The organism is Ruegeria sp. HKCCA0370 (assembly GCF_013033705.1).
Taxonomy (GTDB): domain Bacteria; phylum Pseudomonadota; class Alphaproteobacteria; order Rhodobacterales; family Rhodobacteraceae; genus Ruegeria.
On record NZ_WQEP01000005.1, the window covers coordinates 241,085 to 265,195 of the forward strand.

Sequence of the window (24,111 nt, forward strand, 5' to 3'; positions counted from 1 at the left end):
GCTTTTTTGCTGAGGTGCTGTCGGATCAATCCCAGCAGTGAACCAGAACCGTCATGCCGGTTGCGCGCCGGTTCAACTCATTGGGTGATATCTGTATGGTTTCTTCGCTCGACTGACCGGACACTCCGGCCTCTGCAAGAATTTCGGTCAACCGATCAACGGTGGCCGCAAGGCTGACCGAAGCGGGCAGGGTGCGCCCTTCGGACGGTGTGGGCAACAACATTCCGACGACGTTGCCGCTGTCGTTGAAGACCGGGCCGCCTGCATCACCGGGTTGGGCGTTCAGCGCCAGACGCTTGACGCCGGTCTCACCGCTCAGCCCACGAATGTCCGCGACCTGCCCGTAGGTCAGCGTGGGGCCACCCAATGCGCCCTGATAGGAAAAGCCTGACACGGCCACTTCCGACTTGATGCGCGGCTTGGCGGCACTGAACGCGGCGACGCTCATGGGGGCGAGCGTTTTTGCAGGGCGCAGGACCGCCACGCCAAGTTCAGGGTCCGTCAGGGCCAGTTGAACCTCTTGATCACCATCCAGAGTGATCCGCGTGCAGCTCTCCGCGGCCTCGGAAACCGTCAGTACTGTCCCGTTCTCATCCGCGAAGAAACCAGAGCGCGTCAGCCGAGGCTTGCGGACCTGAAGGCCCGACACCAGATCGATGCGCTGTTCTGCGGAAGCACCGGCGGCGGCATCCAGAACCGCATCCGTCGTGCTGAAGCTGGACGTCATCGCTGACAGAACTCGCAGGCGACGTGCCTCGTCTCCTTCGGGCCAGACAAGGGTGAAGCCCTTGATTTTTCCATCGGCCAATTGCGCTTGCGTAAAGGACACTTTGCCGTTGCCGCGTCCTTCAAGGGTAAACCGGTCGCGGCCCAGTTCACGAGGGCCATTCAGTGGAACGATCTCAAGCGATTGCATCACCTCGTAAAGCGCGCGGAGCGTGTTCTTGTCCCCCTCTTGGCTGATCAGCAGTGCCTTGGCGTTCAGGTCAGAAATGCTTTTGAAATGTGCGAAGGGGGCCTCATAGCGATCAAGGCTGACAGCGCCCAGAGGCATGTCGAGCACGATCCCGGCCTTGTCGTCGGAATACCGCTCCATTCCGACAGAGATCAGCGGCGCGTTGTATTCATCCATCAGGGCCTTGTGCTGCAACGTGGTCAGAACGCCCGTGGCGTCAAACCCGTTATAGCGCTGCCAATCGCTCATCGATCGGCGGGTGCCTTGCCCGAACGCACCATCAATGGTCGAGTTGTAAAACCCCGCCGCGCGCAGAGCCGTTTGCAGATCCTTGCGTTCCTGCGCGGTCAACAGACGTTCGGACTGAAGCGCCTGCGCACGGGTTTCATCCGAATTCTGTGGTGTGGCGACTGCCGGAGCCTCTTCCGGTTGTGCCGCTTGTTCAATTGGTGCCGCGACGGCGCCACGGTTCAGAACGTTTACCCCGATGGGCCAGAACTGTTGCCCCATCGCGCTGGAAAACGCGATGTAACTGTCGCGCGGGATCTGGCCTTCGGCCCGATAGACGCGCAGCACCTGTTCGGCATCGGTCCGCGCATAGGGGCCGATGACGATCGCGTACCAGCCGCTGTTCAGGCGAAAACCGTTCACATCCGGCAAAGCACTGGCATAGGCCTGTGCCCGTTCCTGCGCTTCGCGCAGTGATGGCTGGGCCTCGACCTGGACCCAAACGCCGGGATCTTGTTGTGCGGTTGCGGCGCGCAGGCCGACCAGAAGAAACAATAGGATTGCTGAAAATACGCGTGTCATAGTCTGCCCGTCTTATGCAGTGTTCATGCTTTGGCGCAGAATACGCGAATTCATTTGCGAAAAGCCATGCCGCGAATGCGGGGAATTTCCGGTGTGGCCCTGCAGATACAGGCTTGGCCCCAAGCCCCGTTGACGCCCCTTTGCCCCTTGCATAGGAAGGGCAAAACCGACCGGAACCGGGCGCAAAGGCGCCCAGAGGGAATGCCATGACCGAACCGACCAGCGCACCGCGTTCATTTCAGGAGATCATCCTGCGGCTTCAGACCTATTGGGCGTCTAAAGGCTGTGCCATTCTACAGCCCTATGACATGGAAGTCGGGGCCGGAACGTTCCATCCCGCGACCACCCTGCGCGCGCTTGGCTCGAAAGCCTGGGCTGCGGCTTACGTTCAACCGTCACGCCGCCCGACGGATGGGCGTTATGGCGAGAACCCGAACCGGTTGCAGCACTACTATCAGTACCAGGTGCTGATCAAACCCAGCCCACCGGATTTGCAGGAGCTGTATCTGGGAAGCCTCGAGGCGATTGGCATCGACATGGACCTGCACGACATCCGTTTTGTCGAAGATGACTGGGAAAGCCCGACGCTCGGCGCGTGGGGTCTGGGTTGGGAAGTCTGGTGTGACGGAATGGAAGTCAGCCAGTTCACCTATTTCCAACAGGTTGGCGGCCATGACTGCGCGCCGGTATCAGGCGAACTGACCTATGGGCTGGAGCGTCTGGCCATGTATGTGCTGGGCATCGATCACGTGATGGACATGCCGTTCAATGACCCCCAGTCGCCGAGTCCTTTGACTTACGGCGATATCTTCAAGCAGACTGAAGAGGAGTACGCCCGCTGGAACTTTGACGTGGCCAACACCGAGGTTCTGCTGCGCCACTTCGAAGAGGCCGAGGCCGAGTGCGCCGCCATTCTGAGCCAGGAGCATGTGGACCCGAAGACGGGCAAACGCATCATCATGGCGCACCCGGCCTATGATCAATGCATCAAGGCCAGTCACATCTTCAACCTGCTGGACGCGCGCGGCGTGATCTCGGTGACCGAACGGCAGGCCTATATCGGGCGCGTCCGGGCGTTGGCCAAACAATGTGCGGATGCGTTCGTGCAGACCGAGGCCGCCGGGTTTCAGGCCTGATGAGGCAATCAGGCCAGCCCGGGCAAAAGCGCCTTGAGTCCGTCTGCGATCATGCTGACGGCAATGGCGGCAAGGATCATACCCATGAAGCGGCTCATGATCACGCGCGCGTTGCTGGACAGGCGTTCAGCCAGCCAGGCGGCGTTCCAGAACGTGATCAGAAGCAGACCGACCACGACAAGAAATACTCCCATAAAAACAAAAGCCTCGACCGTGGTTTTAACCTGATGTGCGTACAGGATCAGGGTGGTTATTGTGCCGGGGCCCACAAGAATGGGAAAGGCCAGCGGGTAAAAGGCTACCGTATCGGTTTCGGGGTAAGCTTCCTTCTCTCCTTTTGTTCCATGATGAGAGGTGCTTTCGTTTCCGTTCAGCATGTTGAGGCCGATCATCATGACGACCAGGCCGCCGGCGACGCGCAGGTGATTGACGCTGATGCCAAAAAGGCCAAGCGCCTGACTTCCGACCAGCGCAAAGGCACCGCCAAGGATCAGGCAATAGATCACCGTCTTCACCGCAATCTTGCGCTGGTCGGCGGCAGGCAGGTCCTGAGTGATGCTCAGAAACACCGGCAGGTTGGAAACCGGGTTCATGATGGCAAACAATGCGCCGAAAAAACCGACAGCAAGCGTGGATTCCATGGTGTTGACCTCATTGATGCCTGTACCCGGACGAAACCTGTCCTATTTTACAAGAACTTGAAAGAGGCAGCCTGAAACATGACGGGAAAACTGCTGGCAATTGTTCTGTTGTTGTCGGCCTTGGTGGCCGGGGCCGGAATGTATTATTTGCAGATTTACGGTTTCTACTATGAGGTCGAACCGCAGCCCGGCCAGGACGTGGTCCTGATGACGGACCAAAGCGATGCGCCTGTCCCAATCACCTATTCGGACTTTCAGGCGATCGATGCAGACAGTTCTCCGATCCGCTACCGAGGCTGTTTTGAAACGGATCTGAAGCCGGATCAGATGGCCGGGTTTATTGCTGTTGAAAACCCAGAACCCTTGACCGCGCCGGGTTGGTTTGACTGTTACGACGCCGTTTCGCTGGGCGATGCGCTGAAATCGGGGCAGGCGCAGGCGTTTTTGAGTGAGAAGAACATCCATTTCGGCGTCGACCGGATCGTGGCGATTACCAGGGATGGCAAGGGATATGTCTGGCACGCGTTGAACAACTGCGGTGAAAAAGCCTATGACGGTACGGTGGTGGGTGAGGAGTGCCCGAAACGCCCTGAAAACTGAGGAAAACCATGGCTGACGCCGTTTTGATCCCGGACTTCATTACTGCAACTCTGGGGTTTGCGGTGTATTTGTTGGGTGCCCGGATCAACGGCAAAGTCGCAGTTCTGAGGCAGTTCAATATTCCTGAACCGGTCACGGGCGGCCTTTTGGCTTCGCTCGTGGTTTTGCTTCTGTATCTCTTTGCCAATGTAGAACTGTCATTCGAGTTGCAGACCCGGGACGCTCTGTTGGTTCTGTTCTTTGCCGGGATCGGACTGAACGCGCGGCTTTCTGACTTGATTGCCGGTGGTAAGCCTTTGTTGATCCTTCTGATTTTGACGCTTGTCACGATTGTTGCGCAGAACGTTATCGGCGCGGCAGGGGCTTCCTTGTTTGGCTATCCGGCGCAAGCTGGCGTTCTGTTTGGTTCGGCCGCGTTGATTGGTGGACACGGAACCGCAATCGCATGGGCACCCGAAGTTGCCAGCGCAACGGGTCTGGACGGTGCAACCGAACTTGGCGTTGCCGTGGCGACGCTCGGACTGGTGCTTGCTGCGCTGGTGGGTGGCCCCATCGCGCGTCTTCTGGTGGAAACACGAGGCCTGTCGCCGGACCGACCTGACGAAGAACATACGGTCGGACTGCCGGAGGAAACGACCGCAGCCACCGAAATTGACCATGTGACCATCATGCGCGTGCTGCTGCATCTGAACCTTGCGATTATTCTGGGCTATGCGCTGGGCGAGGCGATTTCGGCCGCTGGGCTGAAACTGCCGCTGTTTGTGCCCTGTCTGATCATGGGCATCGTGATTTCGAATGTCCGGGCGGCCATCGCTCCGTCCGCGCCGCCGGTTGCGCGTACACCGTCGCTGGCATTGCTGTCTGAATTTGCTCTTGGTGCCTTTCTGGCAATGTCACTGATGAGCTTGCAGTTGTGGACCATCGCGGAACTGGGTGTGGCAATTGCCGTGATCATGACGGCGCAAACGGTGTTTACGGTCGTCTTTGTGATTTGGGTACTGTTTCCCCTGATGGGCTCGAATTATCGCGGAGCGGTGCTGGCAGCGGGCTTCGGAGGCTTTGCCCTGGGCGCCACACCCACGGCGATTGCAAATATGACGGCAGTAACCAAGCGATATGGGCCGTCGCCTATTGCCTTTATCGTGCTGCCCCTTGTATCCGCCTTCTTTGTGGATATCGCCAATGCCATCGTCATTCAGACGATTGTGAACTTCTAAGGACCGACTATGCCCGACCTGCTGATCGAACTGTTTTCCGAAGAAATTCCTGCGCGGATGCAAACCCGTGCCGGTGAGGATCTGAAAAAGCGGATTACCGATGGTCTGGTCGAGGCCGGTTTGACCTATTCAAACGCGGCCGCACTGACCACACCGCGCCGCCTGACACTGGCGGTGGAAGGTCTGCTGGCGCAAAGCCCGACAATCCGGGAAGAGCGCAAAGGGCCCAAGGTCGGCGCGCCGGACAAGGCGATCGAAGGTTTCCTGCGCGGCGCGGGCCTGACCCGCGACCAACTGGAAGAGCGTGAGACACCCAAGGGCGCTGTCTATTTCGCCACCATCGAGAAACCGGGCCGCCCGGCCGCCGAGATCATTGCCGAAGTGCTGGAAGCCACCATTCGCAATTTCCCATGGCCCAAATCCATGCGTTGGGGCAGTGGCAGTCTGCGGTGGGTGCGTCCGTTGCATTCCATTCTGTGCATATTGTCGGATGAATCAGGGGCGCAGGTTGTTCCGATGCAGGTCGATGGCATTCGTTCCGGTGACACCACGGCCGGTCATCGTTTCATGGCCCCCAACCGGTTCTCGGTTACGTCTTTCGAGGACTATGCCGCCAAGCTGAAACGCGCATTCGTTTTGCTGTCACAGGATGAACGTGCCGAACACATCTGGAATGATGCGCAGAACATGGCTTTTGCCGCCGGTCTGGAAATCGTCGAAGACAAGGGACTGTTGGCCGAGGTTGCCGGGCTGGTGGAATGGCCTGTGGTGTTGATGGGGAAAATCGACGAGGAATTCCTCGAATTGCCGCCCGAGGTGTTGCAGACCTCGATGAAAGAGCATCAGAAGTTCTTTTCGGTGAAGAACCCCAAGACCGGCCGGATCGAGCGTTTCATCACCGTCGCCAATCGCGAAACCACCGATAACGGCGCGACCATTCTGGCCGGCAACCAAAAGGTGCTGTCGGCGCGTCTGGCCGATGCCAAGTTCTTTTGGGAGAACGACCTGCGTATTGCCAAATCGGACATCACCCAATGGACCCGCGCGCTGGAGAACGTGACCTTTCACAACAAGCTGGGCACTCAGGCCCAACGTATCGAGCGCATCGCCGCGCTGGCCCGCGAACTAGCCCCGGTGACGGGCGCCGACCCGGATCAGGCCGAGAAAGCCGCGCGTCTGGCCAAGGCCGATCTGAGTTCAGAGATGGTCTATGAATTCCCCGAACTTCAGGGGCTCATGGGGCGGTATTACATCGAAGCCGCCGGCGAGGATGCCGCGGTGGCTGCTGTTGCGCAGGAACACTACTCGCCGCTGGGGCCGTCGGATGATGTGCCGACCGCGCCGCTGTCGGTTGCCGTGGCGCTGGCCGACAAGTTGGACACGTTGACCGGGTTCTGGGCCATTGATGAGAAACCGACCGGGTCAAAGGACCCGTATGCGCTGCGAAGGGCTGCGTTGGGGGTTATCCGGTTGGTTTTGGAGAATGGTGTGGTTGCACCGTTGTCCTCTATCATTGAGTTCTCTTATCTGACTACAGTTAGATCGATGGTTCGTTCTCAAAGGGCGGGGCTTCTTGACGGAGAACATGAAGGTGATGAAGTTTGGGGGTGGGGTGATGTAGTTTACCATCCTGATGGTGAAGAAGGTCGTCGGGAAGACGCTGAAATCGTGCGGAAATTCTATGCTGGTGAGGTGACGTTTACTTCGCTGAATTCCAAGGATTTTAGCCGAATTACACCTCATGCCGAACTGATTGCAGACCTCCTCTCCTTCTTCCACGACCGCCTCAAAGTCTTTCTGCGTGACGAGGGCATCCGCCACGACATCATCGATGCGTGCATCGCGATGGAGGGCAATGACGACCTCAGCTTGCTGGTCAAACGTGCCCGCGCGTTGAATGCCGTGATCGCGACCGAGGATGGCGAAAACCTCGTGCAGGGGTTCAAGCGGGCCAACAACATCCTGACCCAGGCCGAGGAGAAGGACGGCGTCGAATACTCCTACGGTGCGGATGTGAAATTTGCCGAGACAGACAGCGAAAAGGCGCTTTTCGCGGCTTTGGATGGGGCGCAGACGCAAATCGACGTGGCCCTGAAATCCGAAGACTTCCCAACTGCAATGGCGGCGATGGCCGGGCTGCGCGGGCCGGTGGATGCGTTCTTTGAGGACGTACAGGTCAACACCGACAATGACGTGATCCGTCGTAACCGGTTGAACCTGCTCAGTCAGATCAGGCAGGTTTGTTCCAGCGTGGCCGATCTGTCGCGGATCGAAGGTTAAAACCTCGGGCACGCAGTGATGCGTGCCCACAACGCCCTTGCACGAAGGGCGCAAGCGCTTATGCTGCACGCAAATCAAAAGGTGCTGCAGTGCAGAATAATCCGCATACCACGCTCATTACATCCGATGCTCCGGTCACGGCCCATACCCATGGCGGGCGGGCCAAGTGTCTGCAACGGCTGGTCCGACTGGACCTGCCGGTGCCCCGGACCGTCGCCTTGTCGTTTGATGCGGTCCATCAGATTGCGGAAGGCGACGTTCCGAACCTTGACGCGATCCTTGAGCAATTCGATCCCACGACCTTGCTGTGCGTCCGACCAAGTTCTGAAGATCCCGATTGGGGTGGGCCCGGTGCGGTTCTGAACATTGGCATGAATGATGCACGCTATGTGGACCTGTCCGATACCATGGGGGCAGAGGCCGCTGCTGCGCTGTATCTCAGGTTCGTTCAAAGCTATGCGATCCACGTGGCGCGGCTGGACGCGGATGTGTTTGATGACATCGACATGGATGGCAGCGAAGGCTTGCGCCATTCCCTGCGCGCTTACGAAGATGAAACGGACGAAGCCTTCCCGCAGGATCGGGGTGAGCAGTTGATCGGGGTTTTACGCTCGATGGCCCGTGCATGGGACGGGACATCCGCCCGGCTGCTGCGGCAGGCCAAGGGTGCCCCGGCAGATGCGGGTCTTGGGCTTGTCATTCAAGAGATGATCCCGGGCGTCGGGCAGGGTGAATGCGGATCAGGTGTGCTTCAACTGGTCGACTCGACCACAGGAATGCCGCAGATCACGGGGCGCTACCTGAGCCAGAGCCAGGGCCGTGATGCGCTGGGCGAAGATGTGGCCGCGCTGTTTCTTGAAAAAGACCCGCGTGGACCGTCGCTTGAAGAAGTCGCACCCAAAACCTTTGCCGAGTTGAAGCAACAAGCTGCGCTGATGCGTGAAAAACTGCGCGAAGAAATGCAGGTCGAGTTCGTCATTCAAAACGGCAACGTGCATATTCTGGACGGCGTCCGGGTTCAGAGAACGTCGCGCGCGGCGATGCGGATCGCCGTTCGTCTGGCCGAAGACGGGATCATACCGCCGCAAGAGGCGGTGATGCGTGTGGACCCCCACGCGCTGAATGAGCTTTTGCACCGGCAGGTCCATCCGGAAGCGCGGCGTGACGTGCTGACGACGGCCATCGGTGCCAGCCCGGGCGCTTCAACGGGAAAGATCGTGTTTACATCCGCAGAAGCGCAGGCCAGTGCCGCGCGCGGCGAGGCCTGCGTTCTGGTCCGCCGCGAAACCTCGCCCGAGGATGTGCGCGGGATGCATGCGGCCGTTGCGGTTCTGACGGAAAAAGGCGGGATGACCAGCCACGCCGCCGTGATTGGCCGTGGACTTGGCTTGCCCTGTATCGTTGGTGCCTCAGACATGCGGTTCCAGACCAAAAAGAAGATGCTGACCGCACCCGATGGTCGAGTTTTCAAGACCGGCGATATTCTGACCATCGATGGCAGTTCCGGTCAGGTGCTGGCAGGGCAGCCCGCCATGCTTGAGGCCGCGTTGGATGATTGTTTTCAGACCTTGATGGCGTGGGCCGATGCCGAGCGTGATATTGACATCCGCGCCAATGCCGACACGCCGGCCGATGCGCAGACGGCGCGCAATTTTCAGGCTCAGGGGATCGGCCTGTGCCGGACGGAACATATGTTCTTTGAACCCGGTCGCCTGATCGTGATGCGCGAGATGATTTTTGCGCAAACGTCTTCGGGCAGGGCGGCCGTGCTGGAACGTTTGCTTCCGATGCAACGCGAAGACTTTGTTCAACTGTTCAGAATCATGGAAGGGCAGCCTGTCTGCATTCGCCTGTTCGACCCGCCTTTGCACGAGTTCCTGCCCACCACGCGCAGCGGTCAACGGGAATTGGCCGAGGCTCTGGATTTGCCGGTTTCCGATGTCGAACGCCGGGTCAATGCGATGACTGAATACAACCCGATGCTGGGTTTGCGCGGCGTTCGTCTGGGCGTAACGGTGCCGGAAATTTATGACATGCAAGCGCGCGCGATCTTCGAAGCCACGCTTGATGCCAGAAAGAACGGCGCCCCGGTCGTGCCCGAAGTGATGATCCCGCTGGTCTCTGCCAAACGAGAGGTCGAACTGGTCAAGTCCCGCATCGATTCGGTGGCGGCCGCGGTCGCGTCAGAACGAGGGCAGGAGTTTGAATATCGGCTGGGTGTGATGGTTGAAACCCCGCGTGCCTGTCTGCGCGCGGAAGAGATCGCCCCGCAGACCGCGTTCATGAGTTTCGGTACCAATGACCTGACGCAGATGACCTATGGTCTGTCCCGCGACGATGCCGGCCGGTTCATGTCCGCCTATGTTCGCCAGGGTGTCTTCGGCGAAGATCCGTTTCACGTTCTTGATCCGGATGGGGTCGGGGAATTACTGAAGCTGGGAGCCGAGCGGGGACGAGCCGCGAAACCGGATGTAACCCTTTCGGTTTGCGGAGAGCACGGCGGAAACCCCGAATCAATCGCCATTTGCAGGGATTTGGGGTTCGACTATGTTTCGTGTTCGCCGTTCCGGGTTCCTGTCGCTCGGCTGGCAGCCGCTCAACTGGCGATTTCCTCCAGACTTGGGGGTTGACAGGGGCTGAAAACCCAAGGATTAGTGGGTTATCAGAACACTCGCAGGCGAAATTTATCTTCGCTGCGGGCAAGATTCCACTTGCATTTTCCGAAAGACTGGACCTTTGCGCTCGATTGCGTTAGATGCCTCGTCGCGCCCGCCGGGGGAGGGTATGGCGCGTGAAGTGCCTGTGCGAGGTTATCTGATGCTACGTTACATAATGGCTGTTGCCACAATGGCGGCAACCGTGCTGCCGAGTGCGTCCTTCGCCGAGAGGGAAGCAATTGATACTGCAAAGAAAGAACTTGTCGCCCGCAGCGAATTGCCGGCGCAAAGCTTTCGCGACTATTTCAAACTGTTCCAACCGCGCAAGGCGGCCAAACCTGTTGAAGTAACATACTCCAAGGACTGGCTTGACCAACAGCCCAAGGCGACCGGTGACGAAAACTGGAAGTGCCTGTCCGAGGCGCTGTACTTCGAAGCGCGTGGCGAAAGCGTGCGTGGTCAGTTTGCGGTGGCCGAGGTCATTCTGAACCGGGTCAAAAGCAGCCGCTTTCCAAGCTCACTGTGTGGTGTGATCCGCCAGGGCACCGGCAAGAAATACCAGTGCCAGTTCACCTATACATGTGACGGTCGCAAAGAGGTCATCCACGAGAAGAAAGCCTATGAGCGCGTGTCCAAGGTCGCTCGGGCGGCCATTGATGGTATCGGCCATGAGCTGACCGAAGGGGCGACCCATTACCACACGACCGCGGTTCGGCCATCTTGGTCGCGGGTCTATAAACAGACTGCGCGGATCGGTGTGCACATTTTCTACCGCCACAACTATCGGACAGCGAGCAACTGATTGACGCACCCGCGCTGGAAGCTTGATGGCGCGTGGCAGGTCGCAGTCTATATTACGGGCCAGGAGGCCCGTAATGCTTTTCACCCGACGACACATTCTGAAAACAGCCGCCGCAGTCGCCATTTTTCCGGTCGCGGCCGAGGCTGGTTATCCGCCGCTCAAGGCGCGTCTGAGCCGACAGCGCGTTGCGCCCGATGGGTTTCCTGACACGACGGTCTGGAGTTACGGTGACACAGTCCCCGGTACGATCATAAAGGTCGATCAGGGCGCACGCGTTCAGCGCAAGCTGGTGAATGACCTTCCCCAACCCACATCGGTGCATTGGCACGGAATACGCATCGATAACGCCATGGATGGTGTGCCCGGCCTGACGCAGGATGTTGTCGAACCGGGCGGCACTTTTGACTATGATTTCGTTGTCCCGGATGCGGGAACCTATTGGTACCACGCGCACAACCAGTCGATGGAACAAGTTGCCCGCGGGCTTTACGGGCCGCTGATCGTTGCAGAGGCCACGGCACCGGATGTCGATCAGGATCTGGTGCTGATGTTGGATGATTGGCGGTTGAACCCTGAGACCGCGCAGATAACGGATGATTTCGACAATGGCCATGATCTGAGCCATGCAGGTCGGATTGGGAACATCCTGACCGTCAACGGATCATTCGATCCCGCGTTTGCGGTACGCAGAAACGAGCGACTGCGACTTCGATTGGTCAACGCGTCCAATGCCCGGATATTTGATCTGGATCTTGATGGTCTTTCGGGGTGGATCGTCGCCCTGGATGGAATGCCCGTGGAAACACCGCTGCGGCTGTCGGGCTCTTTCCCGCTAGCACCTGCGCAGCGTGCGGATCTGATTGTGGATGTCGTCACCGAGGGCGAAACGGCAAGCCTGGTCAGCGTCGAAAGAGATGGTTCCTTTGGGCTGGCACGGTTCGAGGTTGGTGGAAACGCTGCCGGGGCGCACAGGCACGGCGTGTCAGCATTGCCGTCTAACCCTTTGCCTGAGATCGGAAATCTTCAAAATGCCAGAACGCACCGGATGGTTCTGCAAGGTGGCGCAATGCGCTGGCTGGAAAGCGCCCGGCTGGGTGAAACGGAACTGTCAGGCCGCGAGCTGGCGCAGTTGGGCAAATTCTGGGCACTGAACGGTTACGCCGAGCGCCCCGAAGATCCGTTTCTGGATGCGGCCGTCGGTAGTTTGCACAGGATCGAGTTCGTGAATGAAACCGCATTTCCGCACGCAATGCATCTGCACGGGCATCACTTCCGGCTGATCATGGACGATGGCTCTCTGGGCCCCTGGCGTGATACCGTTCTGGTCGGGCGGGGACAGGCGCGCCAAATCGCATTGATCGCGGACAATCCCGGCAACTGGTTGCTGCATTGTCATATGCTTGGGCATGCTGCTTCGGGGATGATGAGCTGGTTTCGGGTCTCGTGACGCCGCATTCGGCGGTTGGAATGGCGCTTGTTTGAATGCTATAGGCCCTCGCGACGCCTATAGTAGGCAAACTATGCAACGAGCCCGAAAAGGCCTGACCCATGAGTTCTGAAATCCGTCTGGCATTCGCACACCCGTCCGAACGGTCCGAGGCGACGTCTCCTCGGGGGCCGTTGGATCGTATCTCGTTGCGCGACCATATCGTCGAAGTCGAAATTGGCGCCTTCCAGGCCGAGCGGGGAACAACCCAGCGGATCTGTTTCAACATCGTGGTCGAAGTCCGGCCTCTGACGGACCCGATTGATGATGATGTGGATCGCATCCTGTCATATGACCGGGTAACGGAATCCATCGCCTATGAGCTGGCAGCCGAGCGCCTGAACCTGCTTGAGACATTGGCCGAACGCGTTGCGGAACGCATCCTGCTTGAACCTCAGGCTGTAAGAGTCTTTGTTCGCATCGAAAAACTGGATCGGGGACCGGGTGCGTTGGGGGTTGAGATCGTGCGCGGAAAAGACTCGGTCCATCATGAGGTGGCCGAAGAAGAACGTCCGCACCCCCGCCTTGTCTTCCTGTCGAATGACGCCATCGCCTCGGAGAACCTGAAGGGTTGGATCGATCAGTTGGAGAACCGCCAGCGCCCGCTGATCCTGTGTGTCGGGGCGTCCGACCTGGCCGCTCCGCAAACGGGTCATGCGATGACGCAACGCCGAATTGACCTGTTGGCAATTGAACAGAATGCCTGGGTTCTGGCGGCACGGGATCATCGCTGTGTGGTGGTCTCAACGCGGACCGAGTTGGATTGGGCGATGAAGAATGGCCAGATCTGTGTCTGGGCGCCATCCAAGATCGTATTGGACGCCGTTGACGGCCCGTCTGCCGCCCCGTCGGATGCCGTGGCGCTGGCTGCATGGTTCGCGGCGACCTTTGAAGCGAGCGAAATGATGGTGATCGGCGGCGCATTGCCGACGGAACCCAAAACGCCCTTGCGCGCTGTTGCGGTGGATCAGGCCCAGCTGTGAGAACCTATTTCAGACCACTGACCCAGCATGGAGCGACCCGTCCCACAGGCGCTGTGCCGCTGGCGGGCCAACCCCTTTGGTTCACCCATGTCGAAGCGCTGCGGCGCGGGTTCGAACCCGAAATCGTCGCGGCCTCGGACGTTCCGCCAGATCACCTGAGCCGTTTGAGCCAATCGCGGGCTGACGTGGCGGGCCTTGATATGCAGCTGCCTCATATCATGGGGATTCTGAATGCAACGCCGGACAGTTTCTCGGATGGCGGTGTTCACAGCTCGGTAGATGCTGCTCGCGTGGCTGCGGTGAATATGGTGGCGCATGGTGCCACGATTCTGGATATCGGCGGAGAGTCCACCCGTCCGGGTGCGGATTTTGTCCCGGCCGGGGAAGAGATCGCGCGAACCCGCCCGTTGATCGAAGCGATCCGGTCGGAAACAGGCGCTTTGATTTCCATCGATACACGAAAGGTCGATGTCGCCAAGGCTGCCTGCGCGGCCGGGGCAGGGTTGGTCAACGATGTCTCGGGCTTCACCTTCGATCCGGCGTTGGCACCGTTCTGTGCCGCGCATGGAGTGCCTGTCTGTGTCATGCACATGCAGGGTGATCCGGCGACGATGCAGATCAATCCGCAATACGACAACGTATTGCTGGATGTTTACGATTTTCTCGAAGGCCAGATCGCGTTGCTGGAACGTCTTGGCCTGAGCCGCGATCAGATCGTTGTGGATCCCGGGATCGGGTTTGGGAAGACCGAGGATCACAACCTGACCCTTCTGCGCAATCTCAGCCTGTTCCACGGCTTGGGCTGCCCGATCCTGTTGGGCGTGTCGCGCAAGGGCTTTATTGGTACCATCGGAAAAGAGCCTTGCAAGACTGCCCGCGCGCCGGGATCAATCGCGGTGGCTCTGGCAGGATTGTCTCAGGGCGTGCAGATCATCCGCGTTCATGACGTGGCCGAGACCTCTCAGGCCTTGCGCCTATGGGCTGCTGTCCGGTAATCCGGTCGCACGGCAAATCACGGAGTGACACCTATGCGCAAGCTGTTCGGAACCGACGGGGTGCGGGGCACCGCCAACACGCATCCGATGACGGCAGAGATGGCGTTGTGCATCGGGGCCGCTGTCGGGCGGTATTTCCGACGAGACGCGACAGGAGTGCACCGGGTTGTCATCGGCAAGGATACGCGTTTGTCCGGCTATATGCTGGAAAACGCGCTGACGGCCGGTTTGACGTCCACTGGAATGAACGTGCTGCTGCTGGGGCCCGTTCCGACACCCGCCGTTGGCCTCATGACGCGGTCCATGAGGGCTGATCTGGGCGTCATGATCTCGGCCAGCCACAACCCTGCCGAAGACAACGGAATCAAGTTCTTTGGGCCGGACGGCTATAAACTGTCCGATCAGGCCGAGGTCGAGATCGAAAGGCTGATCGACGAAGGCGTCAGACCCGCCCAGGCGCAGAATATCGGCCGGGCGCGCCGGGTTGACGACGCACGGTTTCGCTATGGCGAACGTGTGAAGTCGTCGTTGCCGCGGAACGTCAGTCTGGATGGTTTGAAGGTGGTGATCGATTGTGCGAACGGCGCAGCCCACCGCACCGCGCCAGAGGTTCTGTGGGAGCTGGGCGCAGAAGTGATCCCCGTGGGAATCGCGCCCAACGGCAAGAACATCAATCTCAACTGCGGATCGACCAAGCCACAACTGGCCGCAGAAACCGTTGTCGCGCATGGCGCCGACGTGGGCATATGTCTGGACGGCGACGCGGACAGGGTGGTTGTGGTCGACGAAACCGGCCAGGTGGCTGACGGCGATCAGCTTATGGCTTTGCTGGCGACGGCATGGAAGAAATCGGGCCAGTTGAAGGGCGACGCCCTGGTCGCGACCGTCATGTCCAACCTGGGTCTGGAACGCCACCTAACAGCGCAGGGTTTGCGTCTGGAGCGAACGGCCGTCGGCGATCGCTACGTGGTCGAACGGATGCGTGAAGGTGGGTTCAACCTTGGCGGGGAACAGTCCGGCCATATCGTGATGAGCGATTATGCCACCACCGGTGACGGGTTGATGGCAGGCCTGCATTTCCTGGCGGAAATGGTTCTGTCGGGGCGCAAGGCGTCGGATCTGTCCAAACAGTTCGAAACTGTGCCGCAGTTGCTGAAGAATGTACGTTATTCCAGCGATCAAACCCCGTTGGAGGTTCAAAGTGTACAGGCGGCCATTGCCGATGCCGAGGCACGGCTGAACGGGCAGGGCCGGTTGTTGATCCGCAAATCCGGGACCGAACCGTTGATCCGCGTGATGGCTGAATGCGAAGATGATGGGTTGCTGACCCAAGTTGTCGACAGCATCGTGGCAGAGGTCGAAGCCGCCACAAGCTAATTCCCGAACAAAACCTTTCGCAGGCCGAACCACTGGCTGATGGCCATGCCGGTCAGGATCAGGGCCAGAGCGATGAAAAAGCGCAGGGGCAGGGCCTCGGACAGGATCCATGCGCCGAACACCATCGACCAGATCGGCACCTGGTAATTCACCAATGTCAGGAAAACCGACCCGGCGCTGCGGGTGATCGAAACGCGCAAAAGGGTGGCAAACGCGGTTGGCAGCAAACCCAGAACGATCAGGGCGATTGTCGGGCGTGGGCCTTGCCAGGTCGGCAGCCCCTCGGTGAGCAGCATTATGGGCAGAAGAAGCACGGCGCCGACAACCAGTGTCAGGGCAGCCAGCACCAAAGGGTCAACCGGCGGGCAGCGTCGCGTCAGCACGGATGAACTTGCGTAACACAGCGCTGCCGTGATGCAGGCCAGTTGCGCGACGGGTTCTGCCCCCTGGCCCAATTGTGCAAGGCCGGGTCCGATCAAAACCAGGGCCCCGGAAAAGCCAAGGCACACCCCCAGAAACCGGCGCAGGTTCAGTGGTTCATCCGAGAAGAAATGCGCTAGCGGCAGCACCATCAGCGGGATGGCAGCCATGGACAGCCCCGCAAAGGCAGATGGCACAAATTGCTGCCCCCAGCTCAGCAACATGAATGGCACGGCAGTGGACAGCACGCCAATAAGGACAATCGAAACACTCAGCGCCGGCGTCAGAACCGGCAGCTTGCGACCGGTCGCCCTCATCATCAGCAACAGGGTAACTGCGCCCAGCGTAGTTCGTGAGGTGGCAACGGTGATTGGGCCATACCCTTCAAGTGCCATGGCAACGACCATGAAGGTCGCGCCCCAGATCAGGCCAAGCGTGAAGACGCCGCTCCAGTCCTGTTTTGTCGGCTGTTGAACCATTGATTGTCCTGTCGGAACGCGCGGGTGCGCCAGAAATTAAACCTGACCGGCTGTTTATGTGCCTTGCCGAACCTTTGTTCAAACGAAAAGGGCGGCCACGCGGGCCGCCCTGTGACAGGCTTCCGCCCTTCTTAGTTCTTTTCTTTGTCGACCATCTTTCCGGCCGAGATCCACGGCATCATGCCGCGCAGCTTGGCGCCGGTTTCTTCGATCATGTGCTCGTCATTGGCACGGCGCGCCGCTTTGATGGTCGGCTGGCCAACGGCGTTTTCCAGCATAAAGTCACGAACGAATTTACCCTGCTGGATGTCGTTCAGAACCTCTTTCATGCGTGCTTTGGTCTCGTCGTATTTCAGGATACGCGGCCCGGTGACGTACTGGCCGTATTCGGCGGTGTTCGAGATCGAATAATCCATGTTGGCGATGCCGCCTTCATAGATCAGGTCAACGATCAGCTTCACTTCGTGCAGACACTCGAAATAGGCCATTTCAGGGGCGTAACCGGCTTCGACCAGAGTTTCAAAGCCGCAGCGGATCAGTTCGACCAGACCGCCGCACAGAACCGCCTGTTCGCCGAACAGGTCGGTTTCACATTCTTCCCGGAAGTTAGTTTCGATGATGCCCGAGCGGCCGCCACCGATGGCCGAGCAGTAGGACAGGCCGATTTCCAGCGCCTTGCCGGTTGCATCGTTGTGGACAGCGACCAGGCAGGGCACGCCGCCGCCTTTGGTGTATTCGCCGCGTACGGTGTGGCCGGGGCCCTTGGGGGCCATCATGATGACGTCGACGCCTTCTTTCGGCTCGATCAGGCCGAAATGGACGTTCAGGCCGTGGGCGAATGCAATCGCGGCACCCGGCTTGATGTTGTCGTGGACGTATTTTTTGTAGGTTTCGGCCTGAAGCTCGTCGGGCATGGTGAACATGATCACGTCACACCAGGCGGCCGCCTCGGCGATGCCCATGACTTCCAGGCCCTCGGCTTCGGCTTTCTTGGCCGAAGGCGAACCTTCGCGCAGCGCGATGACCAGGTTCTTCGCGCCTGAATCGCGCAGGTTCAGCGCGTGCGCGTGACCTTGCGAGCCATAGCCCAGGATAGCCACTTTCTTGTCTTTGATCAGGTTGATATCGCAATCGCGATCGTAATAGACGCGCATTTCGCCGGTCCTTTCTGGTTTGATTGTGGCGGTTGTATCTGCCTGTTCGCGCAATGGCGATAGGGCTGGGCTTGAGTATTTGCGAAAAAGATGAAGAATAATTCGCGCTAATCGGAGAATGTGAAAAAATCATGCTTGATGATATTGATCGGCGTATTCTGCGCCACTTTCAAGCAGACCCGAGCCTGACAACAGCGGAACTGGCCGATCTTTGCCGGATCAGCGCGGGCGTCTGCTGGCGACGAATCGAGAAGATGCACGCCGCAGGGATCATCGAAGGGCAGGAGGCCGTGATAGACTGGGCCGCGATGGGATATGCCGTCGAGGTTTCGCTTCGGATCACGCTCGACAAGACGCAGGCCCGAGCTTTCGACGATTTCACGCAGGCGGCGCGTGACGTGGCAGAGGTGATCGAAATCCAGACCTTTCTGGGTCGTGTCGATGTTCGTCTTTCCGTCATTGCAAGAGACATGAAGCACTATCAGCAGCTTTATCGCGACCGGATTCTGACCCTGCCGCATATTGCTGATATCGAAGCCCTTATGCACATCGCGCGGGTCAAGCGGGACGAGGTGCTGCCGGTATGATCGAGCTGGATGAGATTGATCGCCGTCTTCTTCGCGCGCTGCAACAGGATGCCACGCAAAGTGCCGGAGCATTGGGGCGCAGGTTCGGATTATCCCAACCCGCCACCTGGCGTCGCGTTCGCCGGCTGGAAGAGGCAGGAATAATCAAGGGCCGTCGGCTGCGTCTGAATGCCGAGGCGCTGGGATTCGGTGTCACAGTCTTTCTGGGCATCAAGCTGGGGCGCAAGGGCCAAGTCAGTCTTGAAGATTTTGAGCGCGCTGTCAGTGCCGTTCCCGAGGTGCAGACCGTCGAGCATGTGCTGGGGCTGTATGATTATCGACTGCGTGTCGTGGCCCGGGACCTGGCCGATTTCGAACGTGTTTTGCGGCGCCGGATCATGACTCTGCCGGGTGCAGGCGACGTCGAGGCCAATGTTCTGCTGAGCGAAGAACGTCTGCCCGGTCCCATTGGCTGAACAGAGTCAGTACTTGGTGCGGATGCAATAGCCCGGATGATGCGTCATGCGCGCAAAGGTAAGCGGCCTGTCTTCTTTCCAGGTGGTGCGCTCCATTTGAATCATGGATGTTCCCGCCGTGGTGCCCATGAATTCTGCCAGTCGCGCATCTGCGGAAATGGCACAGAAAGCGACCTCGGCATCGGTGAAAGGTGCGGCCGTCAACAGCCATTCATGTGGCCCCTGTTCGAACAAGTCCGCGTCCTCCACATCAGGTACGGCCTCGATGTTGATCCATCGTTCTTCCATCTGGAAGGGCCGATTGTCCGCATAGTGCATACAGATTACATGTAGAACACGCGCATCCGGTGCCACGTTGATCTGCGAGGAAAGCCATCCTGGGCTGGTGACGACATTCCTTTCAACAAGCGCATAACGATAGTTTGCATTCTGGCTTTCGACCACTTGCCGCGCCAGTGACAATTCGAGTTTGGCGTGTTTGCTGGGCTCTTTCTTGACACGTGTGCCGCTCTTGCGTTTGCGCTCGACAAAGCCCTGGTCGGCCAGTTCTCTCAAGGCTCTGTTCACAGTGGCCCGGGCGCAATTGAACTCCTCTGCCAGCTGGGTCTCCGTCGGCAAAAGCGATCCTTGTGGCCAGACACGGCTTTCAATGCGTCGTTTTACTTCGTCTCGAACGAACTGGAAGCTGATCCGCTTTTGTATCGTCACGGGTGAATCTATCCCTTCAAGTATAAAGTGTGCGCATCTGTTCAGAAGCAAGTAGAAGTGTAAAGGGGAAGTGACACTGGTTGGCGTCATTTTCGTGCTTTCACGAATTTAAGCGAAAAAAATTAAGTGTTTGTTAAGCTTTACGTTGGGTCAAATTTTGCCGCGAAAGGGCTTTACCCGAACTGACAAAGCGGACAAGACTTCGAAAACGCTTTGGAAAGGATGCGCGATGCCAGGCTTGCTGGAAACCGTTGACCCGAACGGGCTCGAAGAATTCTCGGTCGTATTTACCGACCGCTCGCTGAACCATATGTCGCAGAAGTTTCAGCAGGTGATGCGCGACATTTCGGATATGTTGAAGGGCGTGTACAACGCAGATGGCGTCGCCGTTATTCCCGGCGGTGGAACCTATGCCATGGAAGCGGTCGCCCGACAGTTCGCGCGTGGCGCAGATGTGCTGGTGGTTCGCAATGGATGGTTCTCGTACCGGTGGAGCCAGATCATTGAAAGCGGGTCTCTGAACAACTCGACCACGGTCATGAAGGCGCGCGAGACCGGCAATTCCAGCCTATCGCCTTTTGCGCCTGCTCCGATCGAAGAGGTCGTCGCCGCGATTCGCGAACAAAAGCCCGGTGTTGTTTTTGCTCCGCATGTTGAAACGTCGGCGGGGGTTATTCTGCCGGATGACTATGTGACCGCGCTGGCAAGCGCGGCGCATGAGGCGGGTGCGTTGATGGTGTTGGATTGCATTGCGTCGGGTTGCGCCTGGGTGGACATGAAAGCCACCGGTGTCGATGTTCTGATCTCGGCGCCGCAGAAAGGGTGGAGCGCCTCGCCATGTGCCGGTCTGGTCATGTTGTCTGAACGCGGAGAGGCACGTCTGGAGCAGACCAGTTCCGACAGTTTCGCCCTTGATCTGAAGAAATGGCGGCAGATCATGCAAGCCTATGAAAACGGCGGCCACGCCTACCACGCCACGATGCCGACCGATGCGTTGCTGGCCTTCCGCGACACCATGGCAGAGACACGTGAATACGGGTTCGAAAAGTTGCGTGCGGCGCAGTGGGCGCTGGGTGACGGTGTGCGATCGATGCTGAAGGACAAGGGTGTCGTTTCGGTTGCGGCCGACGGTTTCGGCGCGCCCGGAGTTGTGGTCAGCTACACCTCGGATCCCGAAATCCAGAACGGCAAGAAATTTGCGGCACTTGGCATGCAGATTGCCGCGGGTGTTCCGTTGCAATGTGATGAGCCCGAAGGGTTCAGCACGTTCCGGTTGGGTCTGTTCGGGCTCGACAAGCTGTACGACGTGGACGGCACCATCGCGCGTTTGAAACGGGTGCTGGATCAGGTTCTGTAAGCGGACCGGGCCTTAGCGAACGCCAAGGCCCATCTGCATCAAAGTCTTGCGCACTGGTGGCAGGGAATAGAGCGCGCTCAGCCCCATCGCCCGTGCATCTCGCAGCGGCCGCGTCTCAATCATCGAGGCGCGGTTCAGCAGATCAATGCCTTTGACGCGCATCTCGATCTCGGTGTGACGGACCTTGTGATAGGCACCCAGCATCTGCTCGTCTCCCAGACCTTCGGGCCGGGCCTGTGCCAAATCCAGCAGGCAACGCAGGTCGCCCAGAGACATGTTCAATCCTTGTGCCCCGATGGGAGGCACCACATGCGCCGCTTCGGCCATCAGCGCGATGCGTTCACCCGCCAGCCGTTCCGCCGATTGGCTGATGATGGGCCAGATCGTTCTGCGGGATGCTAATTTCAGCGGGCCGAACAACCCGCAGGACCGAGAGGTCATGGCGGCCTCGAATGCCTCGGGTTCCAGGTTCATGAGTTCAACGGCCTTCGGTCCGCGTTCCATCCAGACGATGGCGGACGAGGGCTGCCCGTTCCAGTCCGGCAGAGGCACCAGCGTGAACGGCCCCCCGGATCTGTGAATTTCGGTCGAAACATTCTCGTGTGGAATTGGGTGCGTCACCGCAAATGCCAGCGCCTTTTGCCCATATCGTGTTGTGTGCACCTTGATGCCGGCTGCTTCGCGCATTGGCGAGTTGCGACCATCGGCAGCAAGCACAAGCTTGCACCGGACGCGGCTGCCATCACTCAGGCTCACGCGGGCCTCGGCGGTTCGGGTAAACAGGCTGGTGGTCGCGGTGCCGGGACGGAAATCGACATTTGGCAACTCGGCCAGTCGTGCCACCATTTCACGGCGCAACAGCCAGTTGGGCAGGTTCCAGCCGAAAGGTTGTTCGGAGATGTCGGCCGCGTTGAAGTCGCGGACGACGCGTGGCTCGGGCAAGTCGCCCCCGGCGTCAACGATCCGCATGACTTGCAACGGAGCCGCCTGTGCATCCAGTCTTGCCCACAGACCGCATTGTTCCAGCAGGCCGCGCGCAGGCTGCAAGAAAGCCGTCGTACGCAGGTCTGACCCGTCCACGTCCCGCTCGGTGATTGGAGGGCTCGGATCAACGCAGATCACTTCAAAACCTGCCGTTCCGAATACCGCCGCAGCGGTCATACCGGCGATCCCGCCACCGGAAATCAGGATGTCACAGCTGTCGGACATGGCGCCTCTCATCATTCTGGGCAGAACCTAGTTCGGATCTGCCCCGAGTGCCAAGTGACATCCTGTCCCGTATTTCAGTCCCGTGAAATCAGGATGAGGATAAGAAACATCAGCGGCACCATCATAAGGGCAGGGATGTAGAGGCCGGGAAGGCCGAACAACATTATGGAACAGCCCCACATGCTGAAAATCGCAGCGGCGGTGTAATACAAGTCTTCTGCCTTGGCGTTGACAGCGTCGCGCGCCAGCCATCCAAAGACGGGAATTGCGAAGAAAAGGCGCTGCCAGATCGGCAGGCGCAGCGGCATCTCAATCACGCTCATCGGGGTCTCCATCTGTTCGTCGCTGCAGCGCATATAAGGACGCAGATGGGTGTGCAGAACGTGCAGATCGTCGCACTGTGACAGCCTATCGCAGGCGCGCCAGAAACGCGGTCAGATCGTCCGTGTGATGGTGGATGTGATCGGCTTCATGCGGGTCGGGAGAAACATGAACCGTGCGCATTCCCATCTCGTGTGGGGCCGCGAGATTGCGTGGTTCATCTTCGAATATGGCCGCTATTTCGGTCTGAAGGCCGTCCTTTTCAAAAACCGCTTCGAACGCGGCTTTTTCGGGTTTTGGTCGGTACCCTGCATGTTCAACACCGTATATCGCGTCGAACAGGCCTGTCAGGCCGCGTGCCTCAAGGACCCGTTCCGCATAGGGCGCGCTGCCGTTGGTGTAGACGATCCGCCGGCCGGGAAGGGCGCGGATATGATCGGCCAGTTCCGCATCCGGGTCCATGTGGCTCATGTCAACCTGATGTACCGCGTGCAGGTAGGGGTCGGGGTCCAGATCATGTTCGGCCATCAACCCGGCCAGCGTGGTCCCGTATTCCCGCCAGTAATGCGCGCGCAGCCGGTCGGCCTCGGCCCGGTCAACACCGATGGCTTGCACCACATAATCCGTCATCAGAACTTCTATCTGATCGAACAGCCGCATATGCGGTGGGTATAGGGTGTTGTCCAGATCGAACACCCATTGTGTGACATGACTAAACGAAGGTTTGACCATGGCTTGGGTTTAGGGCGCAGTCGGTCGGTTTTCAATGCTGTACTTGATCGCCGCCCCCTGTCACGGCTAGAGATGTCCGAACGAGGAGACAAACGATCCCATGAGCCAGACCCGATCCCCGACCAAGGACGCCTACAGCCTTATCCTGGAAGCCATCGATGTGGGCGTCTATAAGCCCGGTGATCGGTTGGTCGAAAGCGAACTGGCAGAGCGTTTCGGAGTGTCACGCACCCCGATCCGCGAAGCGTTGCAACGGTTGGAAACCCAGTCTCTGCTGGAACGGGACGGGCGGTCGTTGATCGTCGCATCCCTGGATCACAACCAGATGGCCGAGCTTTACATCGTGCGCCGGGAACTTGAGGGGCTGGCTGCGCGCCTTGCCGCAAAACACGCCACCGAAGAAGAAATCAAGGTTCTTCAGGACATGGTCGTCGAAGATGACAAGCTGATCGATGACCCAACGGCCTTGTCGCGCGCCAACCGACGGTTTCACGAACAGATTCATCTGGCGTCACACAACCGCTATCTGGTTCAGCAGCTTGATCTGGTTCACCGGACGATGGCCCTGATGGCGACCACTTCGCTGGCAGTTCAGGGGCGTGGTGAGATTGCGCAAAGTGAGCATAAGGGAATCGTCGATGCCATCGCAGCCCGAGACGAGGAGGCTGCAGGGCAGGCGTTGAAGGAACATATTTCGGTCGCCTTCATGACACGTCTGAAACAGGATGCCAGTCGTCGCGACAAATGAAC

The 24,111-nt window shown here is 59.0% G+C and carries 22 protein-coding genes; 14 read left to right on the top strand and 8 right to left on the bottom strand.

The window, feature by feature from the left end:
• Nucleotides 1–25: 25 nt before the first annotated feature.
• Nucleotides 26–1,765 (bottom strand): serine protease, encoded by a 1,740-nt coding sequence (locus GOW31_RS13040; protein WP_171170618.1) that lies wholly within the window; start codon nucleotides 1,763–1,765, stop codon nucleotides 26–28.
• A gap of 206 nt (nucleotides 1,766–1,971) precedes the next feature.
• Here GOW31_RS13040 and GOW31_RS13045 point away from each other — a divergent pair, with 206 nt between their 5' ends.
• Nucleotides 1,972–2,901 (top strand): glycine--tRNA ligase subunit alpha, encoded by a 930-nt coding sequence (locus tag GOW31_RS13045; RefSeq protein ID WP_152457612.1) that lies wholly within the window; start codon nucleotides 1,972–1,974, stop codon nucleotides 2,899–2,901.
• An 8-nt stretch (nucleotides 2,902–2,909) separates the two neighbouring features.
• Here the strand turns inward: GOW31_RS13045 and GOW31_RS13050 are convergent, their stop codons facing one another.
• On the bottom strand, nucleotides 2,910–3,542 hold the full coding sequence (locus GOW31_RS13050; protein WP_171170620.1) for a MarC family protein: 633 nt from the start codon (nucleotides 3,540–3,542) through the stop codon (nucleotides 2,910–2,912).
• A gap of 78 nt (nucleotides 3,543–3,620) precedes the next feature.
• Here GOW31_RS13050 and GOW31_RS13055 point away from each other — a divergent pair, with 78 nt between their 5' ends.
• From GOW31_RS13055 to glmM, 9 genes are all read left to right on the top strand, one after another.
• Nucleotides 3,621–4,142 (top strand): DUF6446 family protein, encoded by a 522-nt coding sequence (locus GOW31_RS13055; RefSeq protein ID WP_171170622.1) that lies wholly within the window; start codon nucleotides 3,621–3,623, stop codon nucleotides 4,140–4,142.
• An 8-nt stretch (nucleotides 4,143–4,150) separates the two neighbouring features.
• On the top strand, nucleotides 4,151–5,359 hold the full coding sequence (gene gltS / locus GOW31_RS13060; RefSeq protein ID WP_171119581.1) for a sodium/glutamate symporter: 1,209 nt from the start codon (nucleotides 4,151–4,153) through the stop codon (nucleotides 5,357–5,359).
• 9 nt (nucleotides 5,360–5,368) lie between these two features.
• Nucleotides 5,369–7,639 (top strand): glycine--tRNA ligase subunit beta, encoded by a 2,271-nt coding sequence (gene glyS / locus GOW31_RS13065; protein WP_171170624.1) that lies wholly within the window; start codon nucleotides 5,369–5,371, stop codon nucleotides 7,637–7,639.
• Nucleotides 7,640–7,728: 89 nt separating this feature from the next.
• Entirely contained in the window at nucleotides 7,729–10,269 is a 2,541-nt protein-coding gene (locus GOW31_RS13070; RefSeq protein ID WP_171170626.1) for a pyruvate, phosphate dikinase, read from the top strand.
• Nucleotides 10,270–10,456: 187 nt separating this feature from the next.
• A complete protein-coding gene (locus GOW31_RS13075) occupies nucleotides 10,457–11,098 on the top strand; it encodes a cell wall hydrolase (RefSeq protein WP_152457618.1) in 642 nt (213 codons plus the stop codon).
• 73 nt (nucleotides 11,099–11,171) lie between these two features.
• Nucleotides 11,172–12,545, top strand: a complete 1,374-nt coding sequence (locus GOW31_RS13080; protein ID WP_171170628.1) for a multicopper oxidase family protein — start codon at nucleotides 11,172–11,174, stop codon at nucleotides 12,543–12,545.
• A 101-nt stretch (nucleotides 12,546–12,646) separates the two neighbouring features.
• Complete coding sequence (locus GOW31_RS13085; RefSeq protein WP_152457620.1) at nucleotides 12,647–13,567, top strand: dihydroneopterin aldolase; 921 nt, start codon at nucleotides 12,647–12,649, stop codon at nucleotides 13,565–13,567.
• Nucleotides 13,564–14,562, top strand: coding sequence for a dihydropteroate synthase (gene folP, locus GOW31_RS13090; protein ID WP_171170630.1), 999 nt, complete (start codon nucleotides 13,564–13,566; stop codon nucleotides 14,560–14,562). The genes GOW31_RS13085 and folP overlap by 4 nt, the downstream gene beginning before the upstream one ends.
• Nucleotides 14,563–14,595: 33 nt before the next feature.
• The gene (gene glmM / locus GOW31_RS13095) at nucleotides 14,596–15,939 is read left to right on the top strand and encodes a phosphoglucosamine mutase (protein ID WP_171170632.1); all 1,344 of its coding nucleotides are present in this window, start codon (nucleotides 14,596–14,598) and stop codon (nucleotides 15,937–15,939) included.
• Here the strand turns inward: glmM and GOW31_RS13100 are convergent.
• Entirely contained in the window at nucleotides 15,936–16,838 is a 903-nt protein-coding gene (locus GOW31_RS13100; RefSeq protein WP_171170634.1) for a DMT family transporter, read from the bottom strand. The two genes, glmM and GOW31_RS13100, sit on opposite strands and share 4 nt — an antisense overlap.
• A 131-nt stretch (nucleotides 16,839–16,969) precedes the next feature.
• Complete coding sequence (gene ilvC, locus GOW31_RS13105; RefSeq protein ID WP_171170636.1) at nucleotides 16,970–17,992, bottom strand: ketol-acid reductoisomerase; 1,023 nt, start codon at nucleotides 17,990–17,992, stop codon at nucleotides 16,970–16,972.
• Nucleotides 17,993–18,123: 131 nt separating this feature from the next.
• On the opposite strand from ilvC, the gene GOW31_RS13110 reads away from it, so the two are divergent.
• The gene (locus tag GOW31_RS13110; RefSeq protein WP_171170638.1) at nucleotides 18,124–18,579 is read left to right on the top strand and encodes an Lrp/AsnC family transcriptional regulator; all 456 of its coding nucleotides are present in this window, start codon (nucleotides 18,124–18,126) and stop codon (nucleotides 18,577–18,579) included.
• Nucleotides 18,576–19,034, top strand: coding sequence for an Lrp/AsnC family transcriptional regulator (locus GOW31_RS13115; protein ID WP_171170640.1), 459 nt, complete (start codon nucleotides 18,576–18,578; stop codon nucleotides 19,032–19,034). The genes GOW31_RS13110 and GOW31_RS13115 overlap by 4 nt, the downstream gene beginning before the upstream one ends.
• A 6-nt stretch (nucleotides 19,035–19,040) precedes the next feature.
• Here the strand turns inward: GOW31_RS13115 and GOW31_RS13120 are convergent, their stop codons facing one another.
• Nucleotides 19,041–19,742 carry a GntR family transcriptional regulator gene (locus tag GOW31_RS13120; RefSeq protein ID WP_254705361.1) on the bottom strand — a complete coding sequence of 234 codons (702 nt, stop codon included), beginning with the start codon at nucleotides 19,740–19,742 and terminating at the stop codon, nucleotides 19,041–19,043.
• Between the two features lie 229 nt (nucleotides 19,743–19,971).
• Between GOW31_RS13120 and GOW31_RS13125 the strand changes: the two genes are divergently transcribed.
• Complete coding sequence (locus GOW31_RS13125) at nucleotides 19,972–21,099, top strand: aminotransferase class V-fold PLP-dependent enzyme (RefSeq protein WP_171170642.1); 1,128 nt, start codon at nucleotides 19,972–19,974, stop codon at nucleotides 21,097–21,099.
• Nucleotides 21,100–21,111: 12 nt separating this feature from the next.
• On the opposite strand, the gene GOW31_RS13130 is transcribed toward GOW31_RS13125, so the two are convergent.
• The 3 genes from GOW31_RS13130 to GOW31_RS13140 all read right to left on the bottom strand — a co-directional run bounded on the left by GOW31_RS13130 (nucleotide 21,112) and on the right by GOW31_RS13140 (nucleotide 23,361).
• Nucleotides 21,112–22,308 (bottom strand): UbiH/UbiF family hydroxylase, encoded by a 1,197-nt coding sequence (locus tag GOW31_RS13130; RefSeq protein WP_171170644.1) that lies wholly within the window; start codon nucleotides 22,306–22,308, stop codon nucleotides 21,112–21,114.
• A 74-nt stretch (nucleotides 22,309–22,382) separates the two neighbouring features.
• Nucleotides 22,383–22,631, bottom strand: a complete 249-nt coding sequence (locus GOW31_RS13135) for a hypothetical protein (RefSeq protein WP_171170646.1) — start codon at nucleotides 22,629–22,631, stop codon at nucleotides 22,383–22,385.
• Between the two features lie 85 nt (nucleotides 22,632–22,716).
• A complete protein-coding gene (locus tag GOW31_RS13140) occupies nucleotides 22,717–23,361 on the bottom strand; it encodes a pyrimidine 5'-nucleotidase (protein ID WP_171119595.1) in 645 nt (214 codons plus the stop codon).
• 100 nt (nucleotides 23,362–23,461) lie between these two features.
• Between GOW31_RS13140 and GOW31_RS13145 the strand changes: the two genes are divergently transcribed.
• Nucleotides 23,462–24,109, top strand: coding sequence for a GntR family transcriptional regulator (locus tag GOW31_RS13145; RefSeq protein ID WP_152457632.1), 648 nt, complete (start codon nucleotides 23,462–23,464; stop codon nucleotides 24,107–24,109).
• Nucleotides 24,110–24,111: the final 2 nt, after the last annotated feature.

What these genes read in the sequence shown, in the direction of transcription:
- GOW31_RS13110 (WP_171170638.1), top strand. Translation starts at nt 18,124, where the DNA reads ATGCTTGATGATATTGATCGGCGTATTCTGCGCCACTTTCAAGCAGAC.
- GOW31_RS13115 (WP_171170640.1), top strand. Translation starts at nt 18,576, where the DNA reads ATGATCGAGCTGGATGAGATTGATCGCCGTCTTCTTCGCGCGCTGCAA.
- GOW31_RS13045 (WP_152457612.1), top strand. Translation starts at nt 1,972, where the DNA reads ATGACCGAACCGACCAGCGCACCGCGTTCATTTCAGGAGATCATCCTG.
- GOW31_RS13130 (WP_171170644.1), bottom strand. Translation starts at nt 22,308, where the DNA reads ATGTCCGACAGCTGTGACATCCTGATTTCCGGTGGCGGGATCGCCGGT.
- GOW31_RS13100 (WP_171170634.1), bottom strand. Translation starts at nt 16,838, where the DNA reads ATGGTTCAACAGCCGACAAAACAGGACTGGAGCGGCGTCTTCACGCTT.
- GOW31_RS13080 (WP_171170628.1), top strand. Translation starts at nt 11,172, where the DNA reads ATGCTTTTCACCCGACGACACATTCTGAAAACAGCCGCCGCAGTCGCC.
- GOW31_RS13050 (WP_171170620.1), bottom strand. Translation starts at nt 3,542, where the DNA reads ATGGAATCCACGCTTGCTGTCGGTTTTTTCGGCGCATTGTTTGCCATC.
- GOW31_RS13085 (WP_152457620.1), top strand. Translation starts at nt 12,647, where the DNA reads ATGAGTTCTGAAATCCGTCTGGCATTCGCACACCCGTCCGAACGGTCC.
- GOW31_RS13145 (WP_152457632.1), top strand. Translation starts at nt 23,462, where the DNA reads ATGAGCCAGACCCGATCCCCGACCAAGGACGCCTACAGCCTTATCCTG.
- GOW31_RS13125 (WP_171170642.1), top strand. Translation starts at nt 19,972, where the DNA reads ATGCCAGGCTTGCTGGAAACCGTTGACCCGAACGGGCTCGAAGAATTC.
- GOW31_RS13135 (WP_171170646.1), bottom strand. Translation starts at nt 22,631, where the DNA reads ATGAGCGTGATTGAGATGCCGCTGCGCCTGCCGATCTGGCAGCGCCTT.
- GOW31_RS13075 (WP_152457618.1), top strand. Translation starts at nt 10,457, where the DNA reads ATGCTACGTTACATAATGGCTGTTGCCACAATGGCGGCAACCGTGCTG.
- GOW31_RS13140 (WP_171119595.1), bottom strand. Translation starts at nt 23,361, where the DNA reads ATGGTCAAACCTTCGTTTAGTCATGTCACACAATGGGTGTTCGATCTG.
- ilvC (WP_171170636.1), bottom strand. Translation starts at nt 17,992, where the DNA reads ATGCGCGTCTATTACGATCGCGATTGCGATATCAACCTGATCAAAGAC.
- gltS (WP_171119581.1), top strand. Translation starts at nt 4,151, where the DNA reads ATGGCTGACGCCGTTTTGATCCCGGACTTCATTACTGCAACTCTGGGG.
- glmM (WP_171170632.1), top strand. Translation starts at nt 14,596, where the DNA reads ATGCGCAAGCTGTTCGGAACCGACGGGGTGCGGGGCACCGCCAACACG.
- glyS (WP_171170624.1), top strand. Translation starts at nt 5,369, where the DNA reads ATGCCCGACCTGCTGATCGAACTGTTTTCCGAAGAAATTCCTGCGCGG.
- GOW31_RS13040 (WP_171170618.1), bottom strand. Translation starts at nt 1,765, where the DNA reads ATGACACGCGTATTTTCAGCAATCCTATTGTTTCTTCTGGTCGGCCTG.
- GOW31_RS13055 (WP_171170622.1), top strand. Translation starts at nt 3,621, where the DNA reads ATGACGGGAAAACTGCTGGCAATTGTTCTGTTGTTGTCGGCCTTGGTG.